This window comes from Macromonas bipunctata (assembly GCF_002837135.1).
Taxonomy (GTDB): Bacteria; Pseudomonadota; Gammaproteobacteria; order Burkholderiales; family Burkholderiaceae_C; genus Macromonas_A; species Macromonas_A bipunctata.
The window spans coordinates 1-20244 of the sequence record NZ_NWBQ01000002.1; the positions used below are offsets into that span (position 1 = coordinate 1).

General features: G+C 64.3%; 20 protein-coding genes and 1 pseudogene. All 21 read right to left on the reverse strand.

From position 1 onward, the window contains the following. Positions 1–497: pseudogene (locus CON76_RS00175) on the reverse strand (hypothetical protein); the annotation flags it as partial. Continuing rightward, positions 494–2593, reverse strand: a complete 2100-nt coding sequence (gene flhA, locus CON76_RS00180) for a flagellar biosynthesis protein FlhA (protein WP_101100910.1) — start codon at positions 2591–2593, stop codon at positions 494–496. The gene flhA and the pseudogene CON76_RS00175, both read right to left, overlap by 4 nt. A gap of 21 nt (positions 2594–2614) precedes the next feature. Continuing rightward, positions 2615–3772, reverse strand: coding sequence for a flagellar biosynthesis protein FlhB (gene flhB, locus CON76_RS00185; protein WP_101100996.1), 1158 nt, complete (start codon positions 3770–3772; stop codon positions 2615–2617). 133 nt (positions 3773–3905) lie between these two features. Then, positions 3906–4613 carry a protein phosphatase CheZ gene (locus tag CON76_RS00190; protein WP_101100912.1) on the reverse strand — a complete coding sequence of 236 codons (708 nt, stop codon included), beginning with the start codon at positions 4611–4613 and terminating at the stop codon, positions 3906–3908. Positions 4614–4623: 10 nt separating this feature from the next. After that, a complete protein-coding gene (cheY, locus tag CON76_RS00195; RefSeq protein WP_101100914.1) occupies positions 4624–5007 on the reverse strand; it encodes a chemotaxis response regulator CheY in 384 nt (127 codons plus the stop codon). 90 nt (positions 5008–5097) lie between these two features. Continuing rightward, entirely contained in the window at positions 5098–6060 is a 963-nt protein-coding gene (motB, locus tag CON76_RS00200) for a flagellar motor protein MotB (protein WP_101100917.1), read from the reverse strand. Between the two features lie 23 nt (positions 6061–6083). Next, positions 6084–6944, reverse strand: a complete 861-nt coding sequence (motA, locus tag CON76_RS00205; protein WP_101100919.1) for a flagellar motor stator protein MotA — start codon at positions 6942–6944, stop codon at positions 6084–6086. Positions 6945–7009: 65 nt separating this feature from the next. Further along, positions 7010–7357, reverse strand: coding sequence for a YqjK family protein (locus tag CON76_RS00210; protein ID WP_101100921.1), 348 nt, complete (start codon positions 7355–7357; stop codon positions 7010–7012). Then, positions 7354–7770 (reverse strand): phage holin family protein, encoded by a 417-nt coding sequence (locus tag CON76_RS00215; protein WP_101100998.1) that lies wholly within the window; start codon positions 7768–7770, stop codon positions 7354–7356. Before CON76_RS00215 ends, CON76_RS00210 begins: the two co-directional genes overlap by 4 nt. 39 nt (positions 7771–7809) lie before the next feature. After that, the gene (locus CON76_RS00220; protein WP_101100923.1) at positions 7810–8130 is read right to left on the reverse strand and encodes an ElaB/YgaM/YqjD family protein; all 321 of its coding nucleotides are present in this window, start codon (positions 8128–8130) and stop codon (positions 7810–7812) included. 38 nt (positions 8131–8168) lie between these two features. Then, positions 8169–9974 carry an aspartate--tRNA ligase gene (aspS, locus tag CON76_RS00225; protein WP_101100925.1) on the reverse strand — a complete coding sequence of 602 codons (1806 nt, stop codon included), beginning with the start codon at positions 9972–9974 and terminating at the stop codon, positions 8169–8171. Positions 9975–9998: 24 nt separating this feature from the next. Then, positions 9999–10652, reverse strand: a complete 654-nt coding sequence (locus CON76_RS00230; RefSeq protein WP_101101000.1) for a DUF502 domain-containing protein — start codon at positions 10650–10652, stop codon at positions 9999–10001. A gap of 13 nt (positions 10653–10665) precedes the next feature. Then, positions 10666–11004, reverse strand: a complete 339-nt coding sequence (locus CON76_RS00235) for an FmdB family zinc ribbon protein (RefSeq protein WP_101100927.1) — start codon at positions 11002–11004, stop codon at positions 10666–10668. Between the two features lie 58 nt (positions 11005–11062). After that, the gene (gene ubiB, locus CON76_RS00240) at positions 11063–12634 is read right to left on the reverse strand and encodes a ubiquinone biosynthesis regulatory protein kinase UbiB (RefSeq protein ID WP_101100929.1); all 1572 of its coding nucleotides are present in this window, start codon (positions 12632–12634) and stop codon (positions 11063–11065) included. Continuing rightward, a complete protein-coding gene (locus CON76_RS00245) occupies positions 12631–13164 on the reverse strand; it encodes a ubiquinone biosynthesis accessory factor UbiJ (protein ID WP_145995277.1) in 534 nt (177 codons plus the stop codon). The genes ubiB and CON76_RS00245 overlap by 4 nt, the downstream gene beginning before the upstream one ends. A 55-nt stretch (positions 13165–13219) precedes the next feature. Then, complete coding sequence (locus tag CON76_RS00250; RefSeq protein ID WP_101100933.1) at positions 13220–14311, reverse strand: Tim44 domain-containing protein; 1092 nt, start codon at positions 14309–14311, stop codon at positions 13220–13222. A gap of 28 nt (positions 14312–14339) precedes the next feature. Next, complete coding sequence (ubiE, locus tag CON76_RS00255; RefSeq protein ID WP_101100935.1) at positions 14340–15071, reverse strand: bifunctional demethylmenaquinone methyltransferase/2-methoxy-6-polyprenyl-1,4-benzoquinol methylase UbiE; 732 nt, start codon at positions 15069–15071, stop codon at positions 14340–14342. A 30-nt stretch (positions 15072–15101) separates the two neighbouring features. Next, complete coding sequence (locus CON76_RS00260; RefSeq protein ID WP_101100937.1) at positions 15102–15518, reverse strand: gamma-butyrobetaine hydroxylase family protein; 417 nt, start codon at positions 15516–15518, stop codon at positions 15102–15104. A 40-nt stretch (positions 15519–15558) separates the two neighbouring features. Next, entirely contained in the window at positions 15559–15996 is a 438-nt protein-coding gene (locus tag CON76_RS00265) for an HIT family protein (RefSeq protein ID WP_101100939.1), read from the reverse strand. Beyond that, complete coding sequence (locus CON76_RS00270; protein ID WP_101100941.1) at positions 15993–19883, reverse strand: DUF3683 domain-containing protein; 3891 nt, start codon at positions 19881–19883, stop codon at positions 15993–15995. Before CON76_RS00270 ends, CON76_RS00265 begins: the two co-directional genes overlap by 4 nt. Positions 19884–19963: 80 nt before the next feature. Further along, on the reverse strand, positions 19964–20200 hold the full coding sequence (locus tag CON76_RS00275) for a hypothetical protein (RefSeq protein ID WP_145995278.1): 237 nt from the start codon (positions 20198–20200) through the stop codon (positions 19964–19966). Between the last annotated feature and the right edge of the window lie 44 nt (positions 20201–20244).

The following is a 20244-nucleotide window of genomic DNA, read 5'->3' on the forward strand; positions in this document are numbered from 1 at the left end:
GCCTTCTTGCCGTTGGCCAGCTTGAGGCCATGCTGGAAGCTGGGCGTACCAAGACCAGCGTACTCACAAGCCTTGACCCACACCTCATACAAGGCAGCGGCGCGCGGGGCCTCGCCTTGCAGCATGTCGCGGCGCTTGGCCAGCATGCGTTCGCGCACGTAGTCCTGGAACGACAGCGTGCTCATGGCCAGGGTTTCGGTGTCCTGCGCCACGCTGCTGCTGGCCGAGAACGCCTGCGGCGCGGGCAGCTGGTCGGCGGCGCGCTGCTGCAGGCGGCTGGGGGCCTGGGGCGCAGCGGCTGGCTGCGGCGCACGCACGGGGGGTGCGCCGTCGTCCATACCGGGCAAGGCGCGCAGGCCTTCCTCGGTCATGGCCAGCACCTCAAAGCCGTCTTCGGTGGTGCGGGTCGATAGGATCACCGCCGCATCGCCCAGCGAGGCTTTGACTTTGTTCATGGCCTCCCGCGAAGTGGGAGCTAAAAAGCGTTGGACGTTCATGCGGGTTCTCCTAGGATCGGGCCAATCCGAATCAGGTGCGTTTCTGGAATTTCACTGTGGGCCAGCACTTGCAGGCGCGGCGCGGCGCGGCGCAGCAAGCGGGCCATGGCGGAGCGGATGGCGTCGGGCACCAACAGGCACGCTGGCACACCCGCTTCCTCTTGTTTGTTGGCCACGGCAGCGGCCGATTTGGTGAGCATGTCGGCCACGCCGGGGTCGAGTGCGGCCATCGGGCCACCGCTGAGGGCTTGCGTGAGCAAGCGCTCCAAGCCAGGTTCGATGGCGATGACTTCCAGCTCGTTGACCGGGCCGTAAATCTGCTGCACGATGGCCGGGGCCAGCGCCTGGCGCACACGCCGGGCCAGCTCCACCGGGTCTTGCGTCTGGCTGGCGTGCTCGGCCAGCGCCTCGATGATGGTGCGGATGTCGCGGATGTTCACAGCTTCGTCGAGCAGAAGCTGCAACACTTTCTGGAACACACCGATGGACACCATTTTGGGGACGACTTCTTCAATCAGTTTGGGAGCGAGTTTGGCCACATGTTCCACCAGCTCCTGGGTCTCGGTGCGAGACAGCAACTTGGCCGCGTGGACTTGCATCAAGTGTGACAAATGTGTGGCCAGCACGGTCTCTGAATCAACAACGGTATAACCGGCCATTTGTGCGGTTTCCTTCTGGCGCTCGTCAATCCACTGCGCGGGCAGACCAAAAGCGGGGTCGGTGGTGGCGGTGCCAATCAGCGGCGTCTTGATGTGGCCGGGGTTGATGGCCAGGTGCTGGCCCGGGAACACCTCGCCCTCGCCCACCACCACGCCGCGCAGCGTGATGCGGTAGTTGCTCGGGCGCAGCTCCAGGTTGTCGCGCACATGCACAGCGGGCGGCAAGAAGCCCACTTCCTGCGCAAACTTCTTGCGCACACCCTTGATGCGGGTCAGCAAGTCGCCCTGGCGGGTCTTGTCCACCAGCGTGATCAGGCGGTAGCCCAGCTCCAGGCCCAGCAAGTCCACCGGCTGCAGGTCGTCCCAGCTGGCCTCGCCCCCTTCGGGCGGGGCGGCAGCGGCAGCGGCGGCCTGCACCTCGGCCTCCGACGGCTTGGGCTTGGCCTGCTCGCGCGCCTGCCAGTACGCCAGACCGCCAAACAGGGCCGCAAAGCCCAGGAACACCGTGTGCGGCATGCCCGGCACCACGCCCAGCAGGAACAGCACGCCGCCCGTCACGCCCAGCACCTTGGGCGACTCGAACATCTGGCCCACGATCTGCGCGCCCAGCTCCTCTTCCTTGCCCACGCGCGACACCACCATCGCCGACGCCACCGAAATCAGCAGGCCCGGAATCTGCGCCACCAGCGCATCGCCCACCGCCAGCGTGATGTAGCTGTCGGCCGCCGCGCCCACCGACAGGCCGTGCTGGAACACGCCAATCGCAAAGCCGCCCACGATGTTGATGACCAGGATCAGGATGCCGGCCACCGCGTCGCCGCGCACGAACTTGGACGCACCGTCCATCGAGCCAAAGAAGTCGGCCTCGTCGCCCACCTCGGCGCGGCGGCGCTTGGCCTCGGCCTGGTCGATGAGGCCGGCGTTCATGTCGGCGTCGATGGCCATCTGCTTGCCCGGCATCGCGTCCAGCGTGAAGCGTGCGCCCACTTCAGCAATGCGCTCCGCGCCCTTGGTGATCACCACAAAGTTGATCACCACCAGAATCAGGAACACGATCAGGCCCACGGCAAAGTTGCCGCCAATCAGGAAAGTGCCAAACGCCTCGATCACCGCACCGGCAGCACCCGGGCCGCTGTGCCCTTCCACCAGCACCACCCGCGTGGAGGCCACGTTGAGCGACAACCGCAGCAGCGTGGTCAGCAGCAGCACGGTCGGGAAGGCGGCAAAGTCCAGCGCACGCTTCATGTACGCCGACACCATCATCACCATCAGCGCCAGGCCAATGTTGAGGGTGAAGAAGATGTCCAGCACCCAGGCGGGTAGCGGCAGCACCATCATCGACAGCACCAGCATCACCAGCAGTGGCGCGGCCAGGCCGCTGACGTGGGCTGCGTTGCGCTGCAGCCAGACCTGGATTTTTTGCAGTTGGGGGTTCATGGTCAAAACTCGGTGCAAACGTCAGGCCACGGTGGCGGCGGGGGCGGTATCGCGGCCGTGGTGCGGGTCGAGCTCCACCGGCACATCGGGCACAGGGGGCTGGCCGGGCATGGGGCCTTCGCCACGCAGGGCGGCGCGCAGCTGGTACACATACGCCAGCACCTGCGCCACGGCGGTAAAGAGCTGGGTCGGGATCTGCTGGTCGATCTCGGTGTGCGCGTACAGCGCACGCGCCAGCATGGGCGACTGCAGCACCGGCACCTTGTGCTCCTGCGCCATGTCGCGGATGCGCAGCGCAATCATGTCGGCGCCCTTGGCAATCACCTGCGGCGCAGACATGGAGTCGTCGTACTTGAGCGCCACCGCATAGTGGGTCGGGTTCATCACCACCAAGTCGGCCTCGGGCACGCGCTTGACGCTGTTGCCCTGCGAGATCTCGCGCTGGAATTGGCGCCGGCGGCCCTTCATCTCGGGGTTGCCTTCGCTTTCCTTGTGCTCGTCCTTGACCTCCTGCAGCGACATGCGCAGGCGGCGCTGGTGCAAGAAGCGCTGCAGCGGCACGTCAATCAGCGTCACCACCAGCACCACCGCCAACAACGATGTCACACCCGACACCAGCCATTCGCGCAACTGGCTCAGCGACGCCTCCAGCGGGCGCAACATCAGGCTGGCAAAGTCGAGCAAATGCTTTTGTACAAAGAAGCCGGCAATCACCCCCATCACCAGCATGATGAAGGTCAACTTAAGCACCTCTACCGCCTGCTGGGCCGAGAACAGGCGGCCAAAGCCACTCAACGGGCTGACCTTGGAAAACTTGGGCATCAGCGACTCGGTGCTGTAGGCGTAGGCGCCCGAGGCCACCATCGCCACCAGCGCGGCCAGCGCCACCAGCACGCCCAGCGGCAGGTACGACAGCAGCGCCAGCTGGCTCATGTCCACCAGCGCCTCGCCCATGGCCTGCGGGTGCTTGATGATGGATTCGTCGAACGAGAACAGGCGGCGCAAGCCCTCGCGCATGCGGTCGAACATCCACGCCGCCAGCCACGACAGCGTCAGCATGCCCCCGCCCAGCACGACCAGATGCGTCAGGTCGCGCGAACGCGGCACCTGGCCTTGTTCTTTGGCCTTTTGCAGCCGCCGGGGGGTGGCGGGTAAGGTACGGTCTTGGGAGGAGTCCATGTGCGGTTTACCAGTGGTGAACCGCATTGTCTGGTGGCATGGGCCACCGCTAAAGCGCAATAAAGCCGGGAAAACCCGGCTTCATCGCTGTTGGCTGTGCTGGTGTGTGGCCCGCACGAGGCCACCCGGGGCGTCAGAAGCCCAGGCTGGCCAGCAAGTCGTCCACTTCGGACTGGTTGCTGACCACGTCGGTGCGCCCTTCGGGGTCCACCACCGGCCCGGCCAGCGCCGAATGCTCGGGCGTGCCCACCGGCGCGTGGCTGTGTGAAGACGCAATTTTGGGCAAAGGTGGCAACATCTCCGTCACCACCGCCTCCACCGATGCCGGCACCACCACCACCGGCGGTTGTGGCGCAGCCTGTACCAACAACTGCACCAACTGAGCTTCAATCGTTGCGGCCAAGTTCACCACACGTTTGATGACCTGTCCCGTCAAATCGTGGAAATCCTGCGCCATCATGATGTCGGTCAGGTGCTGGTCGGTACGGCGTGCATCCTGTTGGATTTTTTCTGTCCACTCCAGCAATTCAGGCATCGCCCACTTTAAACCAGGCACGCCGCGTATGGTGCGCAGCAACTGCTCGGTGTGCTCAATCACACGTTCCTGCTCCAATTTGGCTTCGTCTACGCGGTTGAGCACTTTTTCGGCGGCTTCACCCGTTAAACGGGCAATGTACTGCAAGCGACTGCGCGCGTCGGGCAGTTCATCGACGGCATCTTTGAGCACCGGGGTGTAGCCCAACTCATTGAGCGACTCGTGCAACTGGCGCGTGATCGATCCTAGGCGCTGGAACACCTCGGTCGACTTGAGACTGTCGTGGGTATCGGGCTCGCTGCTCATAAGCGGTCTCCTACCAACCCATTTTCTTGAAAATGTTGCTCAACTTCTCTTCAAGAGTGGCTTTGGTAAAGGGTTTGACAATGTAACCGGCGGCACCGCCCTGTGCAGCGGCAATAATGTCTTCCTTGCGCGCTTCAGCGGTCACCATCAGCACCGGAATGTGCTTGAGGGTTTCGTCCGACTTGATGCTGGTCAGCAATTCAAAGCCGTTCATGTTGGGCATATTGATATCGCTGACCACGATGTCGAACTTGCCATTCTGCAGCTTGTGCAGCGCCACCGAGCCGTCCTCGGCCTCGTCCGCGTCGGGGTAGCCGATTTCCTTGAGCAGGTTGCGCACGATGCGGCGCATGGTGGAAAAGTCGTCAACGATCAAAAATTTTAATTCAGGCATAAAAAGCTCCGAGGGGAGAGGGTTACAGTGTAAGGTGTGCGGCGATCCTGCAGCCAGCGTGGCTGCAGAACCCCGCAAGGTGCGACGGGGTCAAGGCGACGCAGGCGCGGCGGCAGCAGGTTGCTCGGCCCCGGCGGGGGCCAGCTCCGCCTCGGTGTCGGCGGCAATGGCCTCGAACGATTTGAGCATGCGCTCCTCGGCTTCCTTGGTCATGACCAGGATGCTGATGCGCCGGTTGATGGGATCGAACGGCTTGTCGGCCAGCAGCGGCGCGCTGGAGGACAACCCCACCACGCGCGCCAGCTTGCCATCGGGCAGCCCGGCCTGCACCAGCTCGCGCCGCGACGCGTTGGCGCGGTCGGCCGACAGCTCCCAGTTGCTGTAGTTGCGGTCGCCGCTGGCGTAGGGCGTGGCGTCGGTGTGGCCCGACAGCGAGATACGGTTTTCCACATCCTTCATGGCCAGGCCAATCTCGACCAGGATGTCGCGCATGTAGGGCTTGACCAAGGCGCGGCCGCTGTCGAACATCGGGCGCTGCTGGTCGTCCACGATCTGGATGTTGAGGCCGTCCTGCACCTTCTCGAGCTTGATCTGGTTCTTGAACTCGGCCAGCTTGGGCGTGCTGTTGATGACGTCCTCGATCTTCTTCTTCAGGTTCTCGAGGCGCAGCTTGTCCTGGCGCAGCATCTCGGCGCGCGCAATCTGGGCGCCCAGCGTCTTCATGCTGCGCTCGGCGTCACCGCCATCGACCTGGCCCACGCTGCGGCTCAAGTCCTTGCCGCCGCCGGGCAGGATGCTGTCGCTGTTGCCGGTGCCGTCCCCGCCCATCAGCGCCACCTTGAGCGGCATAGAAAAATATTCCGAGATGCCCTGCAGGTCGCCCTTGGCGGTGGAGCCCAGCAGCCACATCAGCAGGAAGAACGCCATCATCGCCGTCACGAAGTCGGCGTAGGCAATCTTCCAGGCGCCCCCATGCGCCGCGTGGCCGCCCTTCTTGACGCGCTTGACGATGATGGGCTGCAGCTGCTTGCCGGAAGTGGAGGGACTGCTCATGGCGCGCCGGTGAGGTGGTTGGGTTACTTCTTGGTCTTGACGTAGGCTTCAAGCTCAACGAAGGTCGGCCGCTCGGTCGAGAACAGCACCTTGCGCCCGAACTCGATCGCGGTCATGGGCGCGTAGCCCTGCATGCTGGCCAGCAGCGTGGTCTTGATGCACTGCAGCTCCTTACTGCCCTCTTCGCTTTTCTGGTCCAGCAGGCCCGCCAGCGGCTCGGCAAAGCCATAGGCCAGGAAGATGCCGAGGAAGGTGCCCACCAGCGCCGAGCCGATCATGCCGCCCAGCACCGCCGGCGGCTGGCCCACCGAGCCCATGGTCTTGATCACGCCCAGCACCGCCGCCACAATGCCGAACGCGGGCAAGGCGCCCGCCAGGCGGTTGAGGGCCGCCACCACCGCGTGATCCTCCTGGTGGTGGGTGTCGATCTCGCTGTCCATCAGGGCCTCGATCTCGTGCGCGTTGAGGTTGCCCGACACCATCATGCGCAGGTAGTCGGTGGTGAACTCGACCACGTGGTGGTCGCTGCCCACGGTGGGGTATTTCTGGAACAGCGCCGAGTTCTCGGGGTTCTCGACGTCGTCCTCGATCGCCATCAGGCCTTCCTTACGCGCCTTTTGCAAGATCTCGTACAGCAGCGCCAGCAGCTCCAGGTAGCGCTCCTTGCTGTAGGGCGAGCCCTTGAACACCGTGGGCAGCTTCTTGAGCACCGCCTTGAGCACCTTGGGCGGGTTGTTCACCACGAACGCCCCCAGAGCACCACCAAAGATGGTGATCAACTCGAAAGGCAATGCCGCCAGGATCACCCCGATATTGCCGCCGTGGACGATGTACACCCCAAAGATGCAGATCAATGCCACCGAGTAACCAATCACCACCAACATGCGCGTACATCCCGTATTTTGAAAGCCTGCCACTACTTCGGCAACTGCGCCGGTCTCTTGATGCCTTAATCCGGGCGCAAGCGGTTTGTGGCGTACTGGCGCCACGCCTGCCAGCGTTGCCACCAGGGCCGCCAGCGGTGCTGTGACTGCTGCCACCAGCGCCAGCCACCCCACAGGCGCCAGCCCCAGCGCCACACCCAGCGTGGGCGCCACCACAGCACGGCCAGTGCCAGCGCAGCGGGCACCAGCGGGTGCTGGCGCATCCAGTGCCAGGCGGCGCGCACCTGCACGGCACGCTCCAGCCACGGCTGGGCGGCATGGGCATGCTGCACCAGGCGATCGCGCAACTGCGACGATTCCTGCACCAGCGCCAGACGGCGCTCCAGCAGGCGCTGGCGGCGGGCCGACATCATGGCGGCGTCAGGCGGTCTTCGTCGCGCCGGAACTCGTCCAGCGTGGCCTGGAACCAGCGCCGGGTCTGCGCCCAGCGCGCCTTGGCCAGCCCCACCGCCACCGCCCCCAGCGTCAGGAACACGGTGGTGAACACGGCCAGCGCCAGCAGCCGGTGGCTGTCCCACAGCAGCACCGTCAGCAACACAGCCAGAAACGCCAGCCCCAGCACCAGCAGCAACACCGCCGCCAGGCCCAGCAACAAAACCTCCAGCACGCTCAAGGCGTGCTCACGCGCCTCGACGCTGAACAGCTCCAGCCGCACCCGCAGCCACTGCAGGCCGTCGTGCAGCCAACCGCTGGCACCGCGTGGCGGTGGTGGTGCCGAGGGCGCAGCCGCTGCGCCGCTGCGGGCCGCCGGTTCAGGGCGCGACATCACGGCCACGCAACGCAGCGGTGTGGCTCACGCCCAGGCTCAACGGCGGCCAATCAGCAGGCCAATGACCAAGCCTGCACCCGCGGCCACGCCAATCGAGCGCCACGGATGGTCGTGAACGTAGTCGTCGGTGGCGTGGGCCACTTCGCGGGTCTTGGCGCGCAAGGCTTCTTCGGCGTCGGCCAGCTTGATGCGGGCGCTGCGCAGGTTGTCTTGCATGCGGGCACGCAATTCGGCCACGCGCTCGCCAGTTTGGCTGGCAGTGGCTTGCAGCAGTTCTTCTGCGTCACTCACCACCACACGCAGGTCGGACAACAGTTTTTCTTTGGGTTCAAGGCCGATTTGGTTTTGTTCAGACATGAGCGTCTCCCGTCCAGGTTGAAGAAGGTTTCACTATATCAGGCAGCGGCCTTGCCCGCGTCGGGGTTGCGCAAACGGATGTGCAGTTCGCGCAATTGTTTCTCGTCCACCAAGCTTGGGGCTTGCGTGAGCAAGCACTGGGCACGCTGGGTTTTCGGGAAAGCAATCACGTCGCGGATGGACTCGGCCTTGGTCATCAGCGTGATCAGGCGATCCAAACCGAAGGCCAGGCCACCGTGCGGGGGCGCGCCGTATTGCAGCGCGTCCAGCAGGAAGCCGAACTTGATCTGTGCGTCTTCGGGCGTGATGTTGAGCGCGCTGAACACCTTGCTTTGCACGTCGGCACGGTGAATACGCACCGAACCGCCACCCAGCTCCCAACCGTTGAGCACCATGTCGTAGGCCTTGGCAATGCACTTGCCCGGATCGGTGTCCATGTACTCTTCGTGGCCGTCCTTGGGCGCGGTGAAGGGGTGGTGGACCGCGTTCCAGCGGTTGTCGTCCTCGTCGTATTCGAACATCGGGAAGTCCACCACCCACAGCGGGGCCCAGCGGTCTTCAAAGAAGCCTTCTTTCTTGCCCAGTTCGCTGTGGCCGATTTTGATGCGCAGTGCGCCAATCGCATCGTTGACAACCTTGGTTTTGTCGGCACCAAAGAACAGGATGTCGCCGTTTTGTGCGCCAGAACGCTCCAGAATGGCGGCAATGGCCGCATCGTGCAGGTTCTTGACGATGGGCGATTGCAGACCGTCGCGGCCAGCGGCCAGGTCATTGACCTTGATCCAGGCCAAGCCCTTGGCACCGTAGATCTTGACAAATTCGGTGTAAGCGTCGATCTCGCTGCGCGGCATGGCGGCACCGCCCGGCACGCGCAGGGCCACCACGCGGCCATTCTTCATCTGGGCCGGGGCACTGAAGACTTTGAAGTCCACATCGGCCATCACGTCGGTCAGCTCGGTGAACTGCAACTTGACGCGCAGATCGGGCTTGTCGGAGCCGTACAGGTGCATGGCCTCGGCGTAAGCCATGACCGGGAAGTCGCCCAGATCCACGCCCATCGCATGCTGGAACACGCTCTTGATCATGCCTTGGAACATCGTGCGGATGTCCTCTTCGGTCATGAACGAGGTCTCGATATCGATCTGGGTGAATTCGGGCTGGCGGTCGGCGCGCAGGTCCTCGTCGCGGAAGCACTTGGTGATTTGGTAGTAGCGGTCGTAACCGGCCACCATCAGCAGCTGCTTGAACAGCTGGGGCGACTGCGGCAGCGCGAAGAACTGGCCGTCGTGGACGCGGCTGGGCACCAGGTAGTCGCGCGCACCTTCGGGCGTGGACTTGGTGAGCATCGGGGTTTCGATGTCGATGAAGCCGTTGGCATCCAAGAACTTGCGCACTTCCATCGCCACTTTGTAGCGCAGCATCAGGTTCTTCTGCATGTACGGGCGGCGCAGATCCAACACGCGGTGCGTCAGGCGGGTGGTTTCGCTCAGGTTGTCGTCGTCGATCTGGAACGGCGGCGTGACCGAGGCGTTGAGCACATTGATCTCGTGGCACAGCACTTCGATCTTGCCGCTTTTGAGGTTGTCGTTGATGGTGCCGGCGGGGCGCGCACGCACCAGACCCTTGATCTGAACGCAGAACTCGTTGCGCAGGACTTCGGCCACCGCAAACATCTCGGGACGGTCGGGGTCACACACCACTTGCACATAACCTTCGCGGTCGCGCAGATCGACGAAGATCACACCACCGTGGTCGCGGCGGCGGTTGACCCAGCCGCACAGGGTCACGGTTTGGCCCAGCAGGGCTTCGGTCACCAGACCGCAGTATTCAGAACGCATTGCCATGTTGTGTTTGCTTTCGGTATCGCGTCAGGCGCGCGGCGAGGCGGCTTCGGCAGAGGGAGGAAGGGGAACGCCTTTCGCACCAGTTGGCACGATCACGCCCATGGAAATTACATACGTCAGCGCCTCATCGACGCTCATCGCGAGTTCGATGCAGTCGCTCTTGCGCACCATCACAAAGTAGCCCCCGGTCGGGTTGGGGGTGGTGGGTACATACACGCTGACAAATTCTTGCGTGTTGAGGTGGGTGGCCACGTCGCCACCGGGGCTGCCGGTCAAAAAGGCGATGGTCCACACCCCTTCGCGCGGCCACTGCACCAGCAAGGCCTTGCGAAAGGCGTTGCCTTTTTCAGAAAACAGGGTGTCGGACACCTGCTTGACGCTGGAATAGATGGAGCGCACCACCGGAATGCGGTGCAGCAGCGCGTGCCACCAATTGACCAGCTTGTTGCCGACAAAGTTGGAGGCCAACGCGCCAATGCTCAACAGCACCAGCAACGCAAACAACACGCCCAGGCCAGGAATGCGCACACCCAGCCACTGCTCGGGCTGCCACGAGGCGGGCAGGATGGTCAAGGTCTGGTCCAGCGTGGACACCACCCAATCCAGCACCCACAAGGTGATGATGAGCGGGGCCAGCGCCAGCAACCCGCTCAACAGCCATTTGCGCAAGGCGGCCATGGACACCATCAACTCAATGACAGCCGCAGGCCGCGCCACAGGCGGCCGGGGCGCTGCTGCTGGCGGTGGCACCGCTGTCGGCCGCCGGGGCCGACGCTGCAGGAGCCGGGCTGGTGCTGGCGGCGGTGGTGCTGGGCGCGACCGCACCGGTGGCGGCGGCGCTGGAGCCGCCGTTGCGGAAGTCGGTGACGTACCAGCCCGACCCCTTGAGCTGGAAACCGGCGGCGGTGAGCTGCTTCTTGAAGGTGGCGGCACCGCAGGCCGGGCAATCGGTCAGCGGCTCGGCGGAGATTTTTTGCAACACGTCCTTGGCGTGGCCGCAGGACTCACACTTGTAAGCGTAGATAGGCATGGCTAGACCTCAAGGATTTGAACAAAACCGATCATTATAAATAAGGGTTTTCACTGCGTCAGTGCCAGAGCCACCACCAGCGTGGCACGGCATGCACCAGCCACCAGCCCAGCGCAAAGCCCCCCGCGCCGTAGATGAGGTTTTGCAGCAGCCGGTTGGTCTGGCGCTGTTCCTGCAGCAGGGCGCGCAGCTGGCGTTCGGTGTCGGACGGGCCGCCGTGGGCACGGTGTTTCAGGTAGTCGTGCAGCAGGCGTGGCAGGGCGGGCAACAGTTTGGCGTAGTGCGGCGCCTCGGCCTTGAGCTGCTCCCAGAACTGCTTGGGGCCAACCTGGTCCAGCATCCACTTTTCCAGGAACGGCTTGGCGGTGCTCCACAAGTCCAGCTCGGGGTCCAGGTCGCGCCCCAGCCCTTCGATGTTGAGCAGCGTCTTTTGCAGCAGCACCAGCTGCGGCTGGATCTCGACCTGGAAGCGGCGCGAGGTCTGGAACAGTCGCATCAGCACCATGCCCAGCGAGATTTCCTTCAGCGGGCGGTCAAAGTACGGCTCGCACACGGCGCGGATGGCGGCCTCCAGCTCATCGACGCGCGTGCTGGCGGGCACCCAGCCCGATTCGATGTGCAGTTCGGCCACGCGCTTGTAGTCGCGGCGGAAGAAGGCGGTGAAGTTCTGCGCCAGGTACTCCTTGTCGAACTGCGTCAGCGTGCCGACGATGCCAAAGTCCAGCGAGATGTAGCGCCCGAAGGTGGCCGGATCGAGGCTGACCTGGATGTTGCCGGGGTGCATATCGGCGTGGAAAAAACCATCGCGAAACACTTGGGTGAAGAAGATGGTCACGCCGTCGCGCGCCAGTTGGGGGATGTCCACCCCCGCCTCGCGCAGGCGCTGCACCTGATTGATGGGCACGCCCTTCATGCGTTCCATCACCATGACCTCGGTGTGGCACCAGTCCCAGTGCATTTCCGGGATCAGCACGAGGTTCAAGTCCTGCATGTTGCGGCGCAGCTGGGCCGCGTTGGAGGCTTCGCGCACCAAATCCAGCTCGTCGTGCAGGTACTTGTCGAATTCGGCCACCACTTCGCGCGGCTTGAGGCGCTTGCCATCGGTGGAGAGCTTTTCCAGCCAGCCCGCCATCATGCGCATCAGGGCCAGATCCTTGTCGATGACGGGCCGCATGTTGGGCCGCAGCACCTTGACCGCGACCTCGCGCCCATCCTTGAGCGTGGCAAAGTGGACTTGAGCAATGGAAGCACTGGCGACTGGGGTCTGCTCGAATTGGGCAAAGATGTCGTCGAGCTTTTTGCCAAAGGCGCGTTCGATGGTGGCCACCGCCACTGCGCTCGGGAACGGCGGCACGCGGTCTTGCAGCCGGGCCAGTTCCTCGGCAATGTCGGGCGGCATCAGGTCGCGCCGGGTCGAGAGCACCTGACCAAACTTGACAAAGATCGGCCCCAGCCGCTCCAGCGCCTCGCGCAGACGCTGGCCGCGCGGGGCTTGCAGGTTACGCCCCAGGCTGATGACGCGCCGCAGCAGCGCCACCAACGGATTCGGAAAGCCCGACAGCACCAGCTCGTCCAGCCCGTAACGCAGCACAATCCAGACGATGAACGCCCCCCGGTAGAAACGTGTCATGGCGCGGCCCTGGAGCGGTTGATGAACTTGGGCAGGGCCTGCGCCAGCGTGCGCACACCTTGCACCAGCGTGTGCGCCGGGGCATCCCCCAGCAGGCGCGACAGGTCTTCTTCCACGTCCCAGCGCACGTTGTCCACCAGCCAGGCCACATCGGCCGCCAGTTGCACATCGCCCTGGATATCGACCTGCGGCTTGCCCCCGGCTAGCACGGTCTGTGCCAGCGCCAGCGGCGAGGTGTCGGCGAGTTGCAGGCGCAAGTCGGGCTGACCCGCCACATCAGCCAGCGCCAGCAGCCCGGCGGCGGTGGGTTGCAGCCCCAACGTGAAGCGGCCCCACTGCACCTGCACGGTCTTGCCGCACTGGCGCTTGAGGCGCTCCATGGCCACGGGCTCCTGCATCAGCACGTGGTTGAGCAGCAGCACCAGGCGGTTGTGCAGCTCGGCCTGCAACCACGGCGGCGGGGGCGGCAGAGTGTCGAGCAGCGTTTGCAGGCCACCCAGCGGCGGCAAAGAAAAAGGGGGCTTGTTCATAAGCCCCCGATTTTGACCGATTGCGGCGCCGCACTGGCGCCGTGGTGTCAATCCATCAATGCAGCGCCTGCACGCCCGCCACCAGCCAGCCGCCCTGCCCGTGCTTGCTGCGGGTGATGTTCCACACCTCGCGGAACGGGTTGGGGCCAGCGCCCACTTCTTCGCGGATCAGGCCCGAGAACTCGACGCTGGCCATGTACTCGTTGGGCAACTCTTCAATGCCCAGCAGTTGCGCGTTGAGCGTCACGACCTCGGTCTTGTTGTGTTTGGCTCCGGTGTGGCTTTCGCGCTCGGCCAGTTGTTGCTGGATTTGCGCCAACATGTCGTCGGTCATCATGGCGCGCAGGCCCGAGATGTCGGAGCGATCCCACGCGTCTTGCAGTTGCACGAAGTTGGCTTTGGAAGCTTGGAGGAAGCCTTCGGTGTCGAAGTCGGCTGGAATGAACCAAGTGGCCGCAGACGTGGCAGCAGCGGTACCCAAACCGGCACCAATCATGGAACCTGCTGCGCTGGCCGCCGGGGCGGCGGTGCCGCTGTTGCTGTTGCTGTTGCTGTTGCTGTTGCTGTTGCTGTTGCTGTTGCTGTTGCTGTTGCTGTTGAAGCCATCGAACAAGCTGTTGCTGCGCTCGAATGGGCGGGCCGAAGCATCGTTGCCGACGTTGTGCGGGTTGTAGCCACCGCTGTACGCTGGGGCAGCACCGCCAGCACCCGCTGCGCCAAACGCCATCGGGTTGGCGGCTTGGGCTTTGGCGGCACGGGCGCGCAGAATGGCCCCGACCACACCCATCACCACCAGCGCCAGCAGGCCAAACAACAGGATCTGGCCAAATTCTTCGCCGAAACCCAGCGAGGAAGCCAACCAGGCCAGACCCAAGCCAGCGGCCAGACCACCCAACATCGCACCCCACGGACGTTTGGGCTTGGCGGCGGCGGTGGCAGGGTTCATAGCGGGCGCGGTGGCGGGCTTGGCAGCAGCGCCACTGTTTTGCATACCCGGCATGCCAGCGGGCGCGGCAGGTGTGGCCTCGCGCTGGGTCACGTTGCTGGACTGTTTGCCCAGCGACGAACCGCCGCCCAGGCGCTTGGCCAGTGCGTGTTGCGACGAAAACGCCATCGCAGCCACCAGAATCAACGACAAAATCTTCATGTCTCTCAACCTCTCTTGTTGTAACAGTTCAACACTTGATGCCCACGTGCAGCGCCGTGATGCCGGCGCTCAGGTTGTGGACATCGACGTGGCCAAAGCCTGCCTCGCGCACCATGCCGCGCAAGGTTTCTTGGTCGGGGTGCATGCGGATGGATTCGGCCAGGTAACGGTAGCTGGCCTCGTCCTTGGCAATCCATTTGCCCAGTTTAGGCAGAAGGTTAAAGCTGTACCAGTCGTAAGCCTTTTGCAGCGGCGGTGCCACTTTGGAGAATTCCAACACCAACAGTTTGCCGCCGGGGCGCAGCACGCGGTGCATTTCTTTCAAGGCCACGTCTTTGTGCGTCATGTTGCGCAAGCCAAACGCCACGGTCACGATGTCGAAGTACCCTTCGGGGAAGGGTAACTTTTCGGCATCGCACACCAGCGTGGGCAGGATGTGACCGTGGTTGAGCAGGCGGTCGCGCCCCTCGCGCAGCATGGCCTCGTTGATGTCGGTGTGTACCACCATGCCGGTGGGGGCCACCTTGGGCGCAAAGGCCAAGTCCAAGTCGCCGGTACCGCCCGCAATGTCGAGCACGCGGTCGCCGGGCCGAGGGTTGGCCACTTGGATGGTGTAGGCTTTCCACCAACGGTGCAGGCCCGCCGACATGAAGTCGTTCATCACGTCGTAGTTGGAGGCAACGGAATCGAACACGCCGCGCACGTGGCGCGCCTTGTCCTTCTCGTCCACAGTCTGAAATCCGAAATGGGTCTGGCTCATGGCACTGATGTTAGGCGATTCGGGAGCAAATCAACGCCGCGTGCTGCAACTGGCGGTGGCGGGGGCCGGCATGGGATCGTCGCGGTGGCGGCCTGCGGCTTGCAGGTGGCGTTCGTAGTCGGCCCAGAATTCGGCCTGACGGGCACCCAACTGGTACAGCAAATCCCAACTGAAGATCCCGCTGTCGTGGCCGTCGGAGAAGGTGGGGCGCACAGCGTAGTGGCCGATGGGTTCCAGCGCCAACACATCGACCTCACGCTTGCCGGTTTGCAGCGTCTCCTGACCTGGGCCGTGGCCTTGCACCTCGGCGGAGGGCGAGTACACGCGCATCAATTCAAACGGGATGCGGAACTGTGCGCCATCGGAAAACGCAATTTCCAACGTACGCGAGCGAGCGTGTACGGTGAGGTTGAGCGGCGTGGGGGTGTCGGGGGTCAGACCGGCCATGACGGCTCCATAATATGTGGGCACTGAGCGGGGCAGAAGTTCAAGCGTCCAGCGACAGCGCGGCCAGCGCCGCGTCCACCGCAGGCAAACGGGCATTGAGCTGGGCCAGCCGTTCGGCATCGTTGTCGCGCACCGGCACAGCCCACACCGGGGCCGGAAAGCGGTTGTCCCAGTCAAAGCGTGCAATCACGTGCCAGTGCAAATGCGGCACCACATTGCCCAGCGCGGCCAAGTTGATTTTGGTGGGTTGCAGCTGCTGGCGCAGCACGCGCTCCACCGCCGTCACGGTGCGCATGCACAGGGCCTGGTCGGCTTCGGCCAGATCCGACCATTCGGCCACGTGCGCGTTCCAGACCACACGGTAGAACGCGGGCGTGTCGGCCACGTCGGGGCTGGTGGCCCGGATGATGCGGCATTGCGCGTGGCGCAGCAGCACCAGGCCGCCGTCCTCCACGCACAGCGGGCAGGTGGAAATCACACCAGCACCCGCTCGATGCCGCCGGCGTTGGCGCGGGCCACGTAGTCGGGCATCCAGTTCTCGCCCAGGATGTGGCGCGCCATCTCGACCACGATGTAGTCGGCTTCCAGCAGGCCGTTGGGCAGGTCTTCGCCGTAGCGGCTCAGGCCCTGGTAGCAGCTGGGGCAGCTGGTCAGGATCTTGGTCGTGCCCACAGGCTTGGCGACGCCGTTTTGGTCGGCCAAGGCGGCCAGCTCCTGCGCGTTCTTGTTGAGCTCTTCTTCTTTGCGGAAGCGCACCTGGGTCGAGATGTCGGGCCGGGTCACGCCCAGCGTACCGGACTCGCCGCAGCAGCGGTCGCTCTTGACCACGGTATCGCCCACCAGCGCCTTGACCGTTTTCATCGGGTCTTGCAGCTTCATGGGGCTGTGGCAGGGGTCGTGGAACAAGTACGCCCCTTTGTTGTCGAGCTTGAAGCCTTTTTCCAGCAGGTATTCATGGATGTCGATGATGCGGCAGCCGGGGAAGATCTTGTCGAACTGGTAACTCTGCAGCTGGTCGTAGCAGGTGCCGCAGCTCACCACCACGGTCTTGATGTCGAGGTAATTGAGGGTGTTGGCCACACGGTGGAACAACACGCGGTTGTCGGTGATCATCTGTTCGGCCTTTTCAAACTGGCCGCTGCCGCGTTGCGGGTAGCCGCAGCACAGGTAGCCCGGCGGCAGCACCGTCTGCACGCCAGCGTGCCACAGCATGGCCTGGGTGGCCAGCCCGACCTGGCTGAACAAGCGCTCAGAGCCGCAACCAGGAAAGTAAAACACCGCCTCGGTGTCGCTGGTGGTGCCCAGTGGATCGCGGATGATGGGCACGTAGTTGCGGTCTTCAATGTCGAGCAACGCACGGGCCGTCTTTTTGGGCAGGTTGCCCGGCATCTTTTTGTTGATGAAGTGGATCACCTGCTCCTTGATGGAGGCGGTGCCCACCGTGGCTGGTGGCGCGCTGGTTTGCTTTTTGGCCACGACCTTGAGCATGTCGTTGGCAAAGCGTTGCGCCTTCATGCCCACGTCCACCATGGCGCTGCGCGCGAGCTTGATGGTCTCGGGGTTGGTGGCATTGAGCATGAACATGGCCGCCGCGTTGCCGGGGCGGAAGCTCTTCTTGCCCATCTTGCGCAGCAGGTTGCGCATGTTCATCGTCACGTCGCCAAAGTCGATCTTGACCGGGCACGGCGACAGGCACTTGTGGCACACGGTGCAGTGGTCGGCCACGTCCTCGAACTCCTCCCAGTGCTTGAGGCTGATGCCGCGGCGCGTCTGTTCCTCGTACAGGAAAGCCTCGACCAGCAGCGAGGTGGCCAAGATCTTGTTGCGCGGCGAATACAGCAGGTTGGCGCGCGGCACGTGCGTGGAGCACACCGGCTTGCACTTGCCGCAGCGCAGGCAATTCTTCACGGAATCGGCAATGGCACCAATGTCGCTTTGCTGCATGATGAGCGACTCGTAGCCCATCAGGCCAAAGCTGGGCGTGTAAGCGTTGCTCAGGTCGGCCTGGCGCAGGTCGCTGCCCTGCTGGAACAGGTCGCTGTGGCGCAGCAGCTTGCCCTTGTTGAAGCGGCCTTGCGGATCGACCTTTTGCTTGTAGCCGGCAAACGGGGCCAGTTCCTCGTCGGTCAGGTACTCCAGCTTGGTGATGCCGATGCCGTGTTCGCCCGAGATCACACCGTCCAGGCTGCGCGCCAGCACCATGATGCGGCCCACCGCCTCGTGCGCGGTCTGCAGCATCTCGTAGTCGTCGCTGTTGACGGGGATGTTGGTGTGGACGTTGCCGTCGCCCGCGTGCATGTGCAGCGCCACCCACACCTTGCCCTTGAGCACGCGCTGGTGGATGGCCTTGCACTCCTCGAGCACCGGCGCAAACACGCTGCCGGTGAAGATGGCGCGCAGCGGCTCGCGGAGCTGCTGCTTCCAGCTCGCGCGCAGGGTGTGGTCCTGCAGCTGCGGCAGGTAGGCCTCCAGGTCGGCGGCCCAAGTGGCCCAGGTGGCGCGCACCTCGCGGATCACGGCCAGCGCGCGCTCAATGTGCTCCTGCAGCGCCTCGGGGCTGGGCACCTCGCTCTCGTCGTCGGCCTTGCCCAGCGGCAGGTTGCCGCGCCGGAAGAAGGCCTCCAGCTCGTCGGCAATCTTGATCTTGTTGCGCAGGCTCAGGTCGATGTTGATGTATTCGATACCCAGCGTGTACTCGCCCATGCGCGGCAGCGGGATCACCACGTCCTCGTTGACCTTGAAGGCGTTGGTGTGCTTGCTGATGGCGGCGGTCTTCTTACGATCCGACCAGAACTTCTTGCGCGCATCCGGGCTGACGGCGGTGAAGCCCTCGCCCGCACGGCCATTGGCCAGGCGCACCACCTCGCTGGCGGCGCGGGCCACGTCGTCGGGGTTGTCGCCCACAATGTCGCCAATCAGCACCATCTTGGGAAAGCCGCCGCGCTTGCTCTTGGTGGCGTAGCCCACGGCGCGCAGGTAGCGGTCGTCCAGGTGCTCCAGCCCCGCCAGCAAGGTGCCGGTGCGCTTTTGCTCGGCAAACATGAAATCTTTGATTTCGACGATGCTGGGCACGGCGTCCTTGGGGTTGCCAAAGAATTCCAGGCACACGGTGCGGGTGTGCTCGGGCATGCGGTGCACCACCCAGCGCGCGCTGGTGATGAGGCCGTCACAGCCCTCCTTTTGCACCCCCGGCAGGCCGGACAGGAATTTGTCGGTCACGTCCTTGCCCAGGCCTTCCTTGCGGAAAGTCTTGCCCGGGATGTCGAGCCGCTCGGTGCGGATCAGCGTCTTGCCGTCGGCCTGGAAGTATTGCAGCTCGAAGCTGGCCACTTCGGCGTCGTGGATCTTGCCCAAGTTGTGCCCGATGCGGGTGACTTGCAGCCATTCGGCGTTGGGCGTGACCATGCGCCAGCTGGCCAGGTTGTCCAGCGCGGTGCCCCACAGCACGGCTTTCTTGCCGCCAGCGTTCATGGCAATGTTGCCGCCCACGCACGAGGCCTCGGCGCTGGTGGGATCCACCGCGAACACGAAACCGGCGCGCTCGGCGGCGTCGGCCACGCGCTGGGTGACCACGCCGGCCTCGGTGTAGATGGTGGGCACCTTGTGGTCCACGCCAGGCAGGTCGATCAGCTCGACCTCGGTCATGATCAGCAGCTTTTCGGTGTTGATGACGGCGCTCTTCCATGTGAGCGGAATGGCGCCGCCGGTGTAGCCGGTGCCACCACCGCGCGGCACGATGGTCAGGCCCAGCTCGATACAGGCCTTGACCATGCCGGCCATTTCAGCCTCGGTGTCGGGCGTGAGCACCACGAAGGGGTATTCCACGCGCCAGTCGGTGGCGTCGGTGACGTGGCTGACACGGCTGAGGCCATCAAACTTGATGTTGTCCTTGGCGGTACAGCGGCGCAGCGTGCGCTCGGCGTGCGTGCGCAGCGTGGCCATGTCGTTGAAGGTGGCGGCAAAGTTGCGCACCGCCTGCTGCGCGGCAGCCAGCAGTTCGCCCACCAGCGCGTCGCGCGCGCCGTCTTCGTGCGGGCGGCGGCGTTTCTCGATGTCGCCCAGGCGGTGCTGCATGGCCTCGACCAGCGACTGGCGACGGCGCGGGTTGTCCAGCAAATCGTCGTGCAAGTAGGGGTTGCGCTGCACCACCCAGATGTCGCCCAGCACCTCGTAGAGCATGCGCGCCGAGCGGCCGGTGTGGCGCTCCTGGCGCAGCTGGTTGAGCACGTCCCAGGCGCGCGCGCCCAGCAGGCGCACCACGATCTCGCGGTCCGAGAAGGAGGTGTAGTTGTAGGGAATTTCGCGCAGGCGCGGCGCCTCGTCGGCGGCGGCAAGCAGGTGCTGGTGGGGTGTAGGTGCGTTCATATCGGAGAAAAAGCGGCCGAGGAATATCGGGTCATACCGGGCATTGGATGTTACCGCAGCGCGGCATACACCCACCCACGTCAGGGGGAAGGGGACGTGCAGTGGCAGCGCAAGACGTAAGCCAAGGTGCCCATGATCCAGACCATCGCGGTGTAGGTGGCCATTTTGCCGTCGCGGCCAAAATACCACAGTCCCAGCCACAACAGGATTACCCCCACCGTGTTGAGCACACCCCACACCCGCCAAGGGTGGGCACGTGCGGGCCGACCACACACCACCCCCACACCCACCACCAGCCACGTCAGGAGCAGGGACATGACCAGAGCCGGCGCCATAAAATTGACCACGTGCCCACAGAATG